The organism is Anaeromyxobacter sp. SG17 (assembly GCF_022690695.1).
GTDB lineage: Bacteria > Myxococcota > Myxococcia > Myxococcales > Anaeromyxobacteraceae > Anaeromyxobacter > Anaeromyxobacter soli.
In genome coordinates this window covers 1-13,116 of record NZ_JALCYX010000098.1, presented here as the reverse complement: position 1 = coordinate 13,116, position 13,116 = coordinate 1, and the positions used below count along the sequence as shown (strand labels likewise).

At 77.0% G+C, this 13,116-nt stretch carries 13 protein-coding genes; 4 read left to right on the top strand and 9 right to left on the bottom strand.

Annotated features, from left to right (window positions below):
- Positions 1 to 1,173, top strand: a 1,173-nt coding sequence (locus tag MNY60_RS21645; RefSeq protein ID WP_242361843.1) for an SMP-30/gluconolactonase/LRE family protein, incomplete at its 5' end; no start/stop codon positions are given.
- A gap of 344 nt (positions 1,174 to 1,517) precedes the next feature.
- Here MNY60_RS21645 and MNY60_RS21640 read toward each other — a convergent pair.
- Both MNY60_RS21640 and MNY60_RS21635 read right to left on the bottom strand, forming a co-directional pair.
- Complete coding sequence (locus MNY60_RS21640) at positions 1,518 to 2,372, bottom strand: acyl-ACP desaturase (protein ID WP_242361842.1); 855 nt, start codon at positions 2,370 to 2,372, stop codon at positions 1,518 to 1,520.
- A gap of 136 nt (positions 2,373 to 2,508) precedes the next feature.
- On the bottom strand, positions 2,509 to 3,531 hold the full coding sequence (locus MNY60_RS21635) for an endonuclease/exonuclease/phosphatase family protein (protein WP_242361840.1): 1,023 nt from the start codon (positions 3,529 to 3,531) through the stop codon (positions 2,509 to 2,511).
- Between the two features lie 53 nt (positions 3,532 to 3,584).
- Here MNY60_RS21635 and MNY60_RS21630 point away from each other — a divergent pair, with 53 nt between their 5' ends.
- The 3 genes from MNY60_RS21630 to MNY60_RS21620 are packed head-to-tail and all read left to right on the top strand — an operon-like array spanning position 3,585 to position 7,027.
- Entirely contained in the window at positions 3,585 to 4,430 is an 846-nt protein-coding gene (locus MNY60_RS21630; RefSeq protein ID WP_242361838.1) for a protein-glutamate O-methyltransferase CheR, read from the top strand.
- Positions 4,427 to 5,443, top strand: coding sequence for a hypothetical protein (locus tag MNY60_RS21625; protein ID WP_242361836.1), 1,017 nt, complete (start codon positions 4,427 to 4,429; stop codon positions 5,441 to 5,443). Before MNY60_RS21630 ends, MNY60_RS21625 begins: the two co-directional genes overlap by 4 nt.
- A gap of 6 nt (positions 5,444 to 5,449) precedes the next feature.
- Positions 5,450 to 7,027 (top strand): hybrid sensor histidine kinase/response regulator, encoded by a 1,578-nt coding sequence (locus MNY60_RS21620; RefSeq protein WP_242361834.1) that lies wholly within the window; start codon positions 5,450 to 5,452, stop codon positions 7,025 to 7,027.
- Positions 7,028 to 7,044: 17 nt separating this feature from the next.
- Here the strand turns inward: MNY60_RS21620 and MNY60_RS21615 are convergent, their stop codons facing one another.
- The 7 genes from MNY60_RS21615 to mdcA all read right to left on the bottom strand — a co-directional run.
- Positions 7,045 to 7,983 (bottom strand): ACP S-malonyltransferase, encoded by a 939-nt coding sequence (locus tag MNY60_RS21615; protein WP_242361832.1) that lies wholly within the window; start codon positions 7,981 to 7,983, stop codon positions 7,045 to 7,047.
- Positions 7,980 to 8,873 (bottom strand): triphosphoribosyl-dephospho-CoA synthase MdcB, encoded by an 894-nt coding sequence (gene mdcB / locus MNY60_RS21610; protein WP_242341317.1) that lies wholly within the window; start codon positions 8,871 to 8,873, stop codon positions 7,980 to 7,982. Before mdcB ends, MNY60_RS21615 begins: the two co-directional genes overlap by 4 nt.
- The gene (gene mdcG / locus MNY60_RS21605) at positions 8,870 to 9,559 is read right to left on the bottom strand and encodes a malonate decarboxylase holo-[acyl-carrier-protein] synthase (protein ID WP_242341316.1); all 690 of its coding nucleotides are present in this window, start codon (positions 9,557 to 9,559) and stop codon (positions 8,870 to 8,872) included. The genes mdcB and mdcG overlap by 4 nt, the downstream gene beginning before the upstream one ends.
- Entirely contained in the window at positions 9,549 to 10,268 is a 720-nt protein-coding gene (locus MNY60_RS21600; protein ID WP_242341315.1) for a biotin-independent malonate decarboxylase subunit gamma, read from the bottom strand. The genes mdcG and MNY60_RS21600 overlap by 11 nt, the downstream gene beginning before the upstream one ends.
- A complete protein-coding gene (locus MNY60_RS21595; RefSeq protein WP_242361830.1) occupies positions 10,265 to 11,182 on the bottom strand; it encodes a biotin-independent malonate decarboxylase subunit beta in 918 nt (305 codons plus the stop codon). The genes MNY60_RS21600 and MNY60_RS21595 overlap by 4 nt, the downstream gene beginning before the upstream one ends.
- Positions 11,179 to 11,496, bottom strand: coding sequence for a malonate decarboxylase acyl carrier protein (mdcC, locus tag MNY60_RS21590; protein WP_242341312.1), 318 nt, complete (start codon positions 11,494 to 11,496; stop codon positions 11,179 to 11,181). The genes MNY60_RS21595 and mdcC overlap by 4 nt, the downstream gene beginning before the upstream one ends.
- 13 nt (positions 11,497 to 11,509) lie before the next feature.
- The coding region (mdcA, locus tag MNY60_RS21585) for a malonate decarboxylase subunit alpha (protein WP_242361828.1) at positions 11,510 to 13,116 on the bottom strand (1,607 nt) is incomplete at its 5' end.

The window sequence follows — 13,116 nt, the reverse complement described above, 5'->3', positions numbered from 1 at the left end:
TGCCGCACCGGCGGCGCGCCGCCCGCGCGCGACGCGGCTCGCCCCGGGCCCGCCGGGGCGCGGCCGGCGCAGGAGCCGGGCGCCGACGATCCCGGCCGCCTCTACCTCCGCGCGTGGACGCAGTGCGGCCGGGGCGATCCCGACGGCGCGCTCGAGACGCTCCGCGCGCTCGACGCGCGCGGCTGGGACGTCCCCCTCGACGCGCGGGACTTCGCCGGGCTCGCCGGCCGCGACGCGTTCCGCGACGTCGCGGCGCGGATCGCCGCCCGCGCGCCGGCGACTCACCACGCAGGCGTGGCGTTCACGCTGCAGGAGCGCGGCCTCGTCGCGGAGGGGATCGCGGTCGATCCGCGCGACGGGACGCTCTACGTGGGGAGCATCCGGCTGCGGAAGATCGTCCGCATCGCCCCGGGAGGCGCGGCGACCGACGCGGTCCCGGCCCAGGCTGGCGGGCTCGGGCGCGTGCTCGGGGTGAAGGTCGATCCCCGGCGCGGGCTCCTGTGGGCCGTGGCGAACCGTGGCGACGCGGCGGATGGCGCCGCGAAGACCGGCTCGCGCTCGGGCGTGTACGCGTTCGACCTCGCGAGCGGCGCGACGAGGCGCAGCGTCACCCTGGACGGAGAGGGGCACCTGCTGAACGACCTCGCCGTCGCCGAGGACGGCGCGGTGCTCGTCACCGACAGCGAGGCCGGCGCGGTGTACCGGCTCGACCCGGGCGCGACGGCGCTCGCGCCGGTGGTCCCTCCGGGCACGTTCACCTACGCGAACGGGATCGCCTTCGCGGAGGGGCGGCTGCTCGTGGCGGACGCGTTCGGGCTGTGGGACGTGCCGGTCGCGGGCGGCGCGCCCCGGCGGCTGGCCGGACCGACGGGCTTCCCGCTGGGCGGGATCGACGGACTGTCCGCCCAGGGGCGGACCCTCGTCGCGATCCAGAACGGGCTCGGCGCGCCGCGGATCGTGCGGCTCGAGCTCGCGCCGGGCGCCGAGCGCGTCGTCCGCGCCGGCGTCGTCGAGGCCGGGAACCCGCGCTGGCACACGCCCACGACCGGGGCCCTCGACCGGGGCGTTTTCCACTACATCGGCAACAGCCACGTCGACGGCTGGAAGGAGGCCGAGCTCGATCCCGCCGGGATGGAGGAGACGCGCATCCACCGGCTCGAGATCCGGCTCTGACCGGGGGCCGGGGGCTCTCATGTTCTGACGGGGGCTGCGCCCCCGCCCCGCCGAGCGAAGCTCGTCGGAGCCCCACCCCGGCTCGCCGGGTCCCGTGCGCCGCCGCGAGCGGCTTCGCCGCTTCCGCGGCGTCGCGGCATCTACCGGGGCGGCGCCCCGCCCCACCGCCGGCTGCCCGCCGTCGTCGGGGCCCCCCCCTGCTCGCCGGGTCCCGTGCGCCGCCGCGAGCGGCTTCGCCGCTTCCGCGGCGTCGCCCCGGCGGGCTCGCTTCGCTCGCCTGTTAGCCGCCTGTTAGCGAATCATGATCGGCCGTTTAGGGCCGGCTCCGGGTCACGCCCCGCCGTTCACGGCGTCGCGCGCGTCTCCCCCGCGCCGGCGCGCCCCGCCTTCCGGAAGCGGTTGAGATCGCGCACCGTCTCGAACGGCTCGCCGAACAGCGCCGAGAGGCTGCGGAGGATCGCGCGCACGACGCGCTGCTCGCACTCTCCATCGAACCGGATCTGGTCGTCGAGCCAGCGCTCCAGCCAGCCCGGATCGGGCAGGCGGCTCTGGACGGTGTCGTTCGGGAAGAGGGAGCGGTTCACGTGCAGGTTCGTCGGGTGGAGCGGCTTGCCGCCCCGCCCGCCGCTCGCCATGAGGACGCCGATCTTCGCGAACGCCGCGCGCGCCGTGTCGCCGTGTCGCTCGAGCGCGCGGCGCATGTACTTGAGGTACGCGCCGGCGTGGCGCGCCTCGTCCTCGGACACGAGGCCGTAGACGTGGCGGATCACCGGCTCCTCGTGCCACTCCGCGGCCCGCCGGTACCACTGCGTGAGCCGCACCTCGCCGCAGAAGTGCAGCATGAGGGTCTCGAGCGGCGGCGCCGGATCGAACTCGAAGCGCACGGCGTGGAGCTCGTCCTCCGTGGGGAGGAGGTCCGGCCGGAAGCGCCGCAGGTACTCCATGAGCACGAGGGCGTGCTTCTGCTCCTCGTAGAACCAGATGGACATGAACGCCGAGAAGTCGCTGTCGTCGCGGTTGTCGCGGAGGAACATCTCCGTCGCAGGCAGCGCCGACCACTCGGTGATGGCGTTCTGCTTCACCGTGAGCGCCTGCTCGCCGGTGAGCTTCGCCGGGTCGAAGCGATCCCAGGGCACGTCGTCGGCCAGGCTCCAGCGGGCGCGCTCCATCGAGCGGAACAGATCGGCGTAGAGGGGCATCGCGGCTCCGTGGTCCCGAGGAGCCGGGGAGATAAGGGCGCCGTGTCTCCGGCATGTCACCGCCGCCCGAAACGTTCGCTTGCGCCGCCGCGAGCAGGCCCCCGTCCGCGAGAGCGCAGGCGCGTGGCACGCCCGGTCAGGGGAGCTCGAGCTCGGCGACCACCCCGACGTGATCCGACGGCCAGCGCCCGCCCTCGAAGCTCGCGGCGTCGGCGCCGGCGAGCGCCGCGGACCGCGCGGTGAAGCCACGCTGCAGCACGAGGTCCACCCGCTGGGTCACGCCGGCCGCCGGGTCGGTGAGCGAGTCTCGGCAGCAGGTGAGGCCCGCCCCCTCGCCGGCCTCCCACGCGTCGCGGAGCCCCGAAGTGCCGTTCACGAGGAGCTCGTACGCGTCGTCGCCCGGCGCCGAGTTCATGTCCCCCACCACGATCACGGGGAGGTCGGCCCCGGCGAGCGTCACGAGCTCCGCGGCCTGGCCCGCCGACACCGCCTCCACCGTCTCGAGGTGCGTGCAGAGGAAGCGGAAGCGCCGCCCGTCGAGCTCGACGTCGACGCTCGTCCACGCGCGCGGTACGCCGAACGAGCCGCCGCCGGGGAGCGGCACGGGGAGCGGCAGCCGCGTCGCGTAGAGCCCGCCGCGAGGGTTCGAGACGGCGAGCCCATCGCGCGCGAGCACCGCGACGCGATCGGCGAAGCGGTAGGAGCCGCGCGCGCCCGGCAGCGTCGGCTCCGCCGACGCCTGCAGGGACACGAGCGAGTACGCCGCGCCGCGCGCGCGCAGCTCCGCGAGGACGAGCCCCACGAGGTCGTACTCGATCGTGGCGGAGCCGTCGCGCAGCTCCGCGCGCCACAGCGCCGCCTCCTGCAGGCCGACGAGGTCCGGCCGCGCGGAGGCGATCTCGGCGGCGACCTTCCGCATCCGCGCGGGCGGATCGCTCGCCACCACCCCCGCCCACAGCGCGTCGAAGGCGGCGGGGAGGTCCCCCGTCTCCGAGAGGACCCGGTCGAACGCGCCCCCGTGGAGGACGTTCCAGGTCATTCCCTTCACGGGGATCGGCCCGGCCGGAGCCCCGGATCGGGTGCCGTCGCGCCCCCCGCAGGACGTCACCGCGAGCGCGACCGCGAGCGATAGAGCCTTCGTGCACGAACGGATGCGCATGGCGCCTCCCGATGATTGACGGCCCTGCCCCCGTCTGCTTTAAGCCACCGCCGATGCGCGCCGAGGTCGAGGCGATCCTGGCCCTGATCCGCGAGCGATCCGGGGTCGACTTCCAGCACCACCGCCCCCACTTCGTGGAGCGGCGACTCCGCCAGCGCATGGCCAGCGCGGGGGTGCACCACGCCGGCGACTACCTCGCGCTCATCGCCGAGGACCCCGCGGAGGTGTTCCGGGCGGTCGAGCGGCTCACGATCAAGGTGAGCCGCTTCTTCCGGGACGCACGCGCCGCGGAGGTGGCGTGCGCCGCTGCCCGCGGGCCGCGCCCGGCTCGCCGCGGGCTCCGGGCCTGGAGCGCCGGCTGCGCCCGGGGCGAGGAGGCGTACACGCTCGCGCTCCTGCTCGGGGCGGACACGACCGCGCCGGAGATCCTCGCCACCGACGTCGACCCGCTCGCGCTCTCGTCGGCTGCGGAGGGGAAGTACCTCGCGAGCGCGCTCGCGGACGTCCCACCCGCCTTTCACGCTGCGTTCGAGCCCGCCCCGCCGAGCCCGTCGCCGGGCCCGCCCGGTGCGCTCTCCCCGTGCTCGCCGGGCCGCGAGCCCCCGCGGCGCGTCCGGCTGCGGCCGGGCATCCGCCGGCGCGTGCGCTTCGCGCGCCACGACCTGTGCGGCGACGCTCCGCCCGCGGGCGCGCCGTTCGATCTGGTCGCGTGCCGGAACGTGCTCATCTACTTCCAGCCGGAGCTGCAGGAGCGGGTGTTCCACGCGCTCCTCGCCGCGGTCCGGCCGGGCGGCGTCCTCTGGCTCGGGGAGGCGGAGTGGCCCTGCGCGTCCGTGCTGGCCGAGCTCGAGGTGCTGGACCCCGCGGCCCGAGTCTTCCGCAGAAGGAGGTCCGCGTGACTCGACTCGACCTCGGCATCGGCGCGCGGCTCGCGCTGGGCTTCGGCGTCGTCCTCGCGATCGTGGTGGTCACCCTCGGCTCGACGTTCGCCTGGTACCACCAGCTCGAGCGGCTGCAACGTCACCAGGCGGAAGGGATGGAGCTCTCCCGCGGCGCTGCGGCGCTGGAGGTGGCGGTGCTGGACCGGGCCGTCGCGACGCGACGGTTCGCGATCACGCGCTCCGTCGAGCACTTCGACGCCGCGGTGGCGGCGGCGCAGGAGGCCCGGCGCGCCCTCTCGGAGCTCGAGCGCCGCGGGGCGGTCCCCGGCCGCGGGGCCGAGGACGCGGCGGTGCTGCTCGAGTCCTTCCTCGTCTCGGGCGATCGGTTCCTGGAGCGCGTGAAGGACGGCGCGGACGCGACCGCGCTCCTGCAGCCGGAGGCGGAGATGACCACGCGCCGCGACCGGCTCGCGGCGGCGGTGAAGCGCCTCGAGGGGACGATCGAGGCGGAGCTCGGGCGCGCGAGCGCGTCGGCCTCGGCGGCGCGAGAGGCGCTCGTGCTCCGCACGATCCTCGCGGCGGTGCTGGCGCTCCTCGCCGCGGCCTCCGTCGCGACGCTCACGACGCGCGCCGTGCGCACCCCGGCGACCGAGCTCGTGAGCGCCGCCCGCGCCCTCGCCGACGGCGACCACGGGCCGGCCCTCGCGCTCGCGCCGCCGGCTCCGGCCGCGCCGGGCCCGAGGCCTCCCGTCCGCGACGAGCTGCGCGAGCTCGCCCGCACGTTCGCGGCGGCGGCGGCGGCGCTGAAGGAGCGCGAGCGGCGGCTCTCGTCGAACGCCCGGCTGTCGCGCGCACTCGCCGCCACGATCGAGCCGGAGTCCATCGCGCGCGACGCGCTCTCGGAGGTGGTCGGGTACGCGGGCGCCGAGCTCGGCGCCGTCTACCTCGCGGACGAGGGCGCGCTCCGGCCCATCGCGACGTTCGCGCTGCCCGCGGAGGCCGCGGGGCGGGGCGAGGGACTCCCGGCCTAGGTGGTCGTGAGCGGGACGACGCTGCGCGTGAACGCCATCCCGGCGGAGACGCCGTTCCGCGTGCGCTTCGGCTTCGACGAGGTGCCCCCGCGCTCGCTCGTCGCGACGCCGCTCCCGTTCCAGGGGCGGACGATGGGCGTCCTCCTCGTGGGCAGCGTCCGCGAGCTCGGCGACGCGGCGGCGGAGTTCGTCGAGGCCGCCGCCCCGCGGCTGGCGATCGCCCTCCAGAGCGCGCTCGCCCACCGCCGCGCCGTCCACCTCGCCGCCGAGCTGCAGGACCGGAACGAGCGGCTGCAGGCGCAGAACGAGGAGATCCAGTCCCAGAGCGAGGAGCTCCAGGCGCAGAGCGAGGAGCTGCAGGCCCAGAGCGAGGAGATCCAGGCGCAGAACGAGGAGCTGCTCGCCCAGAACGAGGAGCTGAACCGGAGCGGGGCGGAGCTGCGCCGGGGCCGGGAGGAGCTCGCCCGCGTGGATCAGCTCAAGGACGAGTTCCTCGCCGCGCTCTCGCACGAGCTCAGGAACCCGCTCGCCTCGATCTTCGCGGCCGTGCAGCAGCTCGACTGCGCCGACGCGGAGCGCGGCGCCAAGCGGCGCGCCACCATCGCCCACCAGACGCGGCGCCTCGCGCGCATCGTCGACGACCTGCTCGACGTCACCCGCATCAACAAGAACAAGCTCGAGCTGCGCCGGGCGCCGGTGGACGCGGCGCGCATCGTGGCCGACGCCGTCGACGCGGCTGCGCACGCGTTCGCGGGAGCGGGCGTGGAGCTCGTCGCGACCTCGGGCGAGCCGGTCCCGGTGCACGCCGACGCCGCGCGGCTCGAGCAGGTCGTGGAGAACCTCCTCTCCAACGCGCAGAAGTTCACGCCCCCGGGAGGCCGCGTCCAGGTCTCGGTCGAGCGGGAGGGGACCGACGCCGTGATCCGCGTCCGGGACGACGGCATCGGGATGCCTCCGGACGTCCGCGCGCGCGTGTTCGATCTCTTCTTCCAGGGCGCGCGCGCGGCCGGGCGGCACCAGAACGGCCTCGGCGTGGGGCTCTCGCTCGTGAAGCGCATCGTGGAGATGCACGGCGGGACGGTGACCTGCGCGAGCGAGCCCGGGGCGGGGACGGAGTTCACGGTCCGGCTACCCGCGGCACCGCCGGGGACGGAGGTGACCGCGGCGCCGGTGCGGCCCGGGCGTCGGGACGCGAGGCCGCTGCGCGTGCTCGTCGTCGAGGACAACGACGACTTCGCGTTCCTGCTCGAGGACGCGCTCACGGGGTGGGGCCACGCGGTCACCCTCGTGCACCGCGGCGAGGAGGGGCTCGCCCTCGCGGCCGCGGGCGGCTACGACGTCATCCTGCTCGACGTCGGGCTCCCGGACCTCGACGGCTACGAGGTGGCGCGTCGGATCCGGCAGGCGGCTCCGGCGCCGCGCGCGCCCATCGTGGCGATGACCGGGTACGGCCGGCCGGAGGACGCCGCGCGGGCCGCGGAGGCCGGCTTCGACGTGCACCTCGTGAAGCCGGTCGATCTCGACCGGGTCGAGGCGCTGCTCGCGGAGCTCGGCGCGCGCGGCGCCAGCCTCGCAAGAGGCTGAATGCGCCTCGCCGCCGTTCATCGCCGGCCGCCGCTCGCCTCCACCCAGCGCACGACGCCGTCCAGCGAGCGGAAGTCCGCCACCGAGCGGGCGCGCGCGCCGGGGATGGCCTCGCCGGCCATCCGCGCGAGGGCGTTGCCCGGCCCGAGCTCGAGGAACACCGAGCAGCCCAGCTCGGCGGCGGTCGCGAGGCAGCGGCCCCATTCGACGCGCCGCGCGAGCTGCACGGAGAGGGCCGCCACGGCCGCGGTCCGGGTCCGAGCCGGCGCGCCGGTGACGCCCGCCAGGACGGGCGTGGGGGGATCGCGAAGCCCGGAGCGCCCGAGCGCGTCCGCGAAGGGCTCGACCGCCGCGTCGAGGAGGTGCGTGTGGGCGGGGACGCCCACGGGGAGCCGCTGGACGGTCGTGGCCCCCAGGGCGCGCGCGCGCACCTCGAGGAGCGCGAGCGGACCGGCGGCGCCGCCGACGACGCAGTGATCCGGCCCGATCGCGATGGCGAGCTCCGCGCCGACCTCCCCGGCGAGCGCCTCGGCCCGGGCGAGCGCGATCCCGCGGAGCGCCAGGAGCCCGCTGCCGGCGGGGGCGGCGGCGTCCATGAGCGCCGCCCGGCGCGCGGCGAGCGTCACGGTGTCCCCTGGGGAGAGCGCGCCCGCGCAGCCGTAGGCCGCGAGCTCCCCGAGGCTGTAGCCTGCGAACACGCGCGCCGGGGGCAGCGCCTCGCGGAGCGCCGCCCAGGTCGCGAGCTCGGCGGCGCACAGGAGCGGCTGCGCGAGCGCGTTCGCGAACAGGTCGGGGCCGCCGCGCCGCGCGCGCTCCACCGGATCGTCGCCGAGCGCCGCGCGCGCCGCGGCGAGGACCTCGGCGCCGCGCGGGCTCGCGAGCGCGAGATCGAACATGGCCGGGTGCTGGCCCCCCTGCCCCGGACAGAGCACCGCGAGGCCGGCCGTCCCCGTCATCCCGCGCCCCCGGCGGGCGAGGGGTCGAGCGCGCCGAGCCGCTCGACGAACAGCGCGGCGGCGAGCAGGTCGGCGCTGCCGCCGGGCGAGAGGTCCCGCCCGACGAACGCCCGGTGCAGCGCGCGCGCGTGCTCTCGCCAGCCGCTGCGGTGCACGCCGCCCCGGGCGAGGAAGAGCTGCGCGGCCGCGCGTGCGAAGGTGAGGCCGGCCGCGCCGCCGCGGTAGAGGAGGTTCGTGTCGGGGAGGACCGCGATCGCGGAGAGCAGGCACTGGACGGCCGCGGCCTCGCGCGAGGCCCCGCGGAGCAGGCTCGCGCGGAGGGCCGGCAGCGCCACGTCGAACAGGTGCGGGAACCCGGCCGCCGCCTCCGCGCGCGCGCCGCCGACGCCGTGGCGGCGTCCGGCGATCGCGCCGTGGCTCGCCACCGGCGCCGGCAGCTCGCGCAGGATCGCCGCCCCGTAGCCGCGGCGCACGGCGTCCCGGAGGGCGGCGGGCCCGAAGGGCGCGCGCGCGGCCGCGAGGCGCCCCGCCGCCGCGGTCAGGAGGCCGAGCGAGAAGATCGCGCCGCGGTGGGTGTTCACGCCGCCGGTCGCGTGGAGCATGCGCGCCTCCGCGTCGAGCGCGAGCGGGCGCAGGGCGGCGAGCGAGGCCCCCTCCGTCCCGGCGCGCGCGACCGCGTGGAAGTAGCCGCGCAGGGCCGCGATGCTCGCGCGGAAGGTCCGCGCGTCCATGTCCCGGTGCGCGCCGCGGTCCCGCGGCGTGACGAGGCCCGGCTTGGGCTCGGCCTCGAGCTCCTCGTGCAGCGCCGCGACGGCCGCCTCGCCGATCGCGTGCGCGACGCTCGCGGTGGGGGGACGCTTCACCGGGAGGCTCGCGGAGGCGGTCGTCACGGCCACGGCTCCTCCCCCGCGAGCGGCCCGAGGAGCGCCCGCGCCGGCTCGAGCGCCACCGCCGTCCCGGACTTCACGAGGACCCGCGCGGCCCCCGCGGCGAGCTCCCGCCACGAGACGCCTCGCCCGCCGGGGAGCAGGACCTCTCCGTCCAGCCGCGGGATCCCGTCGCCGCGGGCGCGGAGGAGCGCCAGCGCACCGCGGAGCTCGCCCGCGGAGCGGGGCTCGACGAGCAGGTCCACGTCGGAGCGCTCCGTCACGTAGGCCCGCCCGGAGAGGTGCTGCCACGCGAGCGAACCGTACACGCGCAGGACGAGCCCCGCGTCGCGCGCTGCGTGGTCGAGCGCTCCGAGCCGCTCCCGCCACGCCGGCGGCGCGCTCCCGGCGGCCTCCCGGAGGGTCGCCGGCGCCCCGATCCGCTCCACGGCCCTCGGCTCCACGGCGAGCGCCACCCGCCGCTTCTCGCCCGCCGCGGAGGACGGCAGCGCCACCGCGAGCGGGATCGCGTCGCCGCAGGAGCCGTCGCGCCGGCACGCGACGGCGGGGAGCCGGCGGCCGAACCAGTCCCCGAGGGCGTCCAGCGCGGACGGCGCCACCGCCCCGCGCAGCGCCTCGCGCCACATGGGCCGGAGCCAGACCAGATCGTGGCGGGCCGGGAAGTCGCCCGAGACCGCGTCAGGGCTCATCGCCGTCCTCTCCGCTCACCCGCCGCGCCACCGCCGCCGCCAGGAGCCGCCCTCCTCGCTCGAGGCCGAGCTCCGCGCGGCGGTCCCGTCCGGCCGGACGGGAGAGCGCGGCCGCGAGCTGCTCCGAGAGCGGCGGCTCCCAGCGCGGCTCGATCGCGCCGAGCCGCACGAAGCGGTCGAGGCCCGGCGCGAGCACCGGCGAGCTTTGCGACAGCTCCTCCAGCCGCTCGAGCGGGAGCTTCGTCACGCGCGCCATCGCCGGCAGGCTCATCACCCACGGGTGCGCCCCCTCCACGGCGTGGACGGCGTCCGCCATGAAGCCGAGCGGCAGCACCCCGCCGCTCACCGCGTCGCCGCTCACCACGGCGACGATGGGGTGCCCGCGCCGCCGCGCGAGCTCGACGCAGGCGGCGAGGTGTCCGAGGTAGCCGTTGAGGCCGAGCACCTCGTCGCGCCGGCTCATCCGCTGGCCGCGGGTGTCCACCAGGACGACGATGGGCCGCCCCGGGTGCTCGCGCACGGTGCGGAGGACCTCTCCCGCGAGGGCGAGCGCCGCCTCGACGCCGACCTCCACCCCGCCCGCGGTGCCGAGCACCGCGACCTCGCCGGCCGCGGTGTGCGCGGCGCCGACGACGATCCCGCCCTCCTCCCGGACGGCGTGCCCGGCGGGGAAGAGCGCGCCGACGAGGGCCCCGAGCGCGGGGGTCATGGCTCCTCCCCGCGCGCGGCGGCGACGGCGCGGCGGAACGCGTCCGCGTCGAGGAGCGGGAGGCGGTCCGGGTCCGGCACCGCGGCGGCGCGCCAGACGTCCGCCGCGTCCGTGCAGCCGCCGAAGTCCGCGAGCCGCCGCGCGAGGCGCTCGTGCTCGCGCGCGAGCGCGCCCTCGTCGAGCGACCGCGGGCTGGCGAGGAGCGCCGCGGCGGCGTCGCGGAAGGCGGCGAGGTCGTCCTCCACGAGGAGGTCCGCCTCGCCGAGCAGGTAGCGGTGCTTGCCGCCGTAGGTGCGCCACACGAGCGCGCGATCCGCGGCGTCGAGCTCCTCGACGCCCTTCGTCGCCTCGATCACGTCGGGCCCGGAGATCCCGAGCCTCCCCTCCTCGCTCATGGCGAGCGCGTCGCAGCAGCGCGCCACGATGCCCATCCCGCCGAAGCACCCCCAGCCGCCGCCGATGAGGCCGACGACCGGCACGCCGGCGGCGCGCGCGCCGAGCAGCGCGCGCATGATCTCGGAGACCGCCACGAGGCCCGCGTTCGCCTCCTGCAGCCGCACGCCGCCCGAGTCGAGCAGGAGGAGCACGCCCGCCGGGCGCTCCCGCTCGGCGCGGCGGAGGAGCCCGACGAGCTTCGCGCCGTGCACCTCGCCCACCGCGCCGCCCATGAACCCGCCCTCCTGGCTCGCGGCGAGGACCACCCGGCCGCCGAGGAGGCCGCGCCCGACCACGACGCCGTCGTCGAAGGCGACGGCGAGGCCGAGGCCGGCGAGGTGCGGGCTCGTCACGCGCTCGGAGGGGCCGAGGAGCTCGGTGAAGCTGCCCGGGTCGAGGATCCCCGCGAGCCTGCGCCGCGCCGTCGCCTCGCGATAGCTCCTCCGCGCGGGGAGGTGACCCGGGTCCCCCGGCGTCACGGCCGCTGCCCCAGGTACTCCTCGACCGCCTGGTCGAGGCGCAGGCTCACGACGGCGGGGGTCGCCCCCGCGTCGTTCACGGACAGCGCGAGCCCGGCGACCGCGTTCCGGGCCGCGAAGTCCCGCAGCACGGCGTCCCAGATCTCCGCGAACCCGTTCGCGGACGTGGCGACCTCGACGCGGCAGCGGCCCGCGAGGTCCCCCGGCTCGACGAGCACCTCGAGGTTCCCGGACGCGACGACGCCGACGACGACCGGCGGCGCGCGCGGCGCCGGCGGGCCCGCCGACTCGAGCTCGAACGCGAGGCGCTCCATCCCGTCCCTCCCCTCACCAGCTCCGGAACCGGGCGGGCGGCTCGTAGAGCCCGCCCGACCAGCGCACGAGGTCCTTCACGCTGCGCGCGGCGAGCAGATCGCGCGTCGCCTCGCGCTTGTCGATGCCGAGATCCTCCGCGCGGCGGATGACGCCCCGGCGGCGGAGCTCCTCGACGGCGCGCCGCGAGCGCGCGCGCCCGACCGGCGTGTAGCCGGCGACGCCGCGGATCGCCTCGGCGCGCTCCTCCGGCGTGCGGCACAGGAGCAGGTTCGCGATCCCCTCCTCCGTCACCACGTGCGTCACGTCGTCGCCGTGGATCATCACCGGCGGGAGCGCCATGCCCATCGTCTCGGCGAGCCTCCACGCGTCGAGCCGCTCCACGAACGCCGGCTCCATGTGCTCGCGGAACGTCTCGAGGAGCTGCACCACGAGCTTCCGCCCCCGCGGCATGGCCGCCGGATCCGCCTGCGCCTCGCGGCCGGCGCGGAGCCAGGCCGCGCTGGCGTGGCGACGGCCGCGCGCGTCCGCGCCCATGTTCGGCGCCCCGCCGAACCCGGTGATCCGGCTCGTCGTGGCGGTGGAGCTGTTCCCGGCGAGGTCCAGCTGGAGGGTCGAGCCGATGAAGAGATCGCAGGCGTAGTGCCCGGCGGTCTGCGAGAAGGCCCGGTTCGAGCGCAGGCTCCCGTCGCGCCCGGTGAAGAACACGTCCGGCCGCGCCGCGACGTAGCGCTCCATGCCGAGCTCCGAGCCGAACGCGTGGATCGACTCGACGAACCCCGCCTCGATGGCGGGGATGAGGGTCGGGTGGGGGTTGAGCGCCCACTGCCGGCAGATCTTCCCGCGCAGCCCGAGCCGCTCCGCGTAGGTGGGCAGGATGAGCTCGATGGCCGCCGAGTCGAAGCCGATGCCGTGGTTGAGCCGCTCGACCCCGTACTCCCCGTAGATCCCCTTCACGACCATCATGGCCATGAGGACCTGGACCTCGCCGATCTGCGCCGGATCGCGCGTGAACAGCGGCTCGATCGCGCTCCTGGACGGCGCGACCGTGACGAAGTCCACCCAGCCGGCGGGGATGTCGACGCGCGGGAGCCGCTCCACGCGCTCGTCCACCTGGGCGACGACGATCCCGTCCTTGAAGGCCGTCGCCTCGACGATGGCCGGCGTGTCCTCGGTGTTGGGGCCGGTGTAGAGGTTCCCCTCGCCATCGGCGGCGATGGCCGAGACGAGCGCGACGCGCGGCGTGAGGTCCACGAAGTAGCGGGCGTAGAGCTCGAGGTAGGTGTGGATGGCGCCGATCTCGATCCGCCCGGCGGCGACGAGCTGCGCGAGGCGCGTCCCCTGCGGCCCGGAGAAGGAGAAGTCCAGGCGGCGCGCGAGGCCGCGCTCGAAGAGCTCGACGTGCTCGGGGAGCGCGAGCACCGACATGACGAGGTGCAGATCGTGGACGCGGGCGGGATCGGCCCGCGCGAGGGCGCGCGCGAGGAAGTCGGCCTGCTTCTGGTTGTCGCCCTCCAGGCAGACGCGGTCGCCCGGCTCGAGGAGGGCCTCGAGGAGCGGCGTCACGCGCCCGGGATCGACCCAGCGTCCGCCGCCGACGGCGGCGCTCGCGCGCGCGAGCC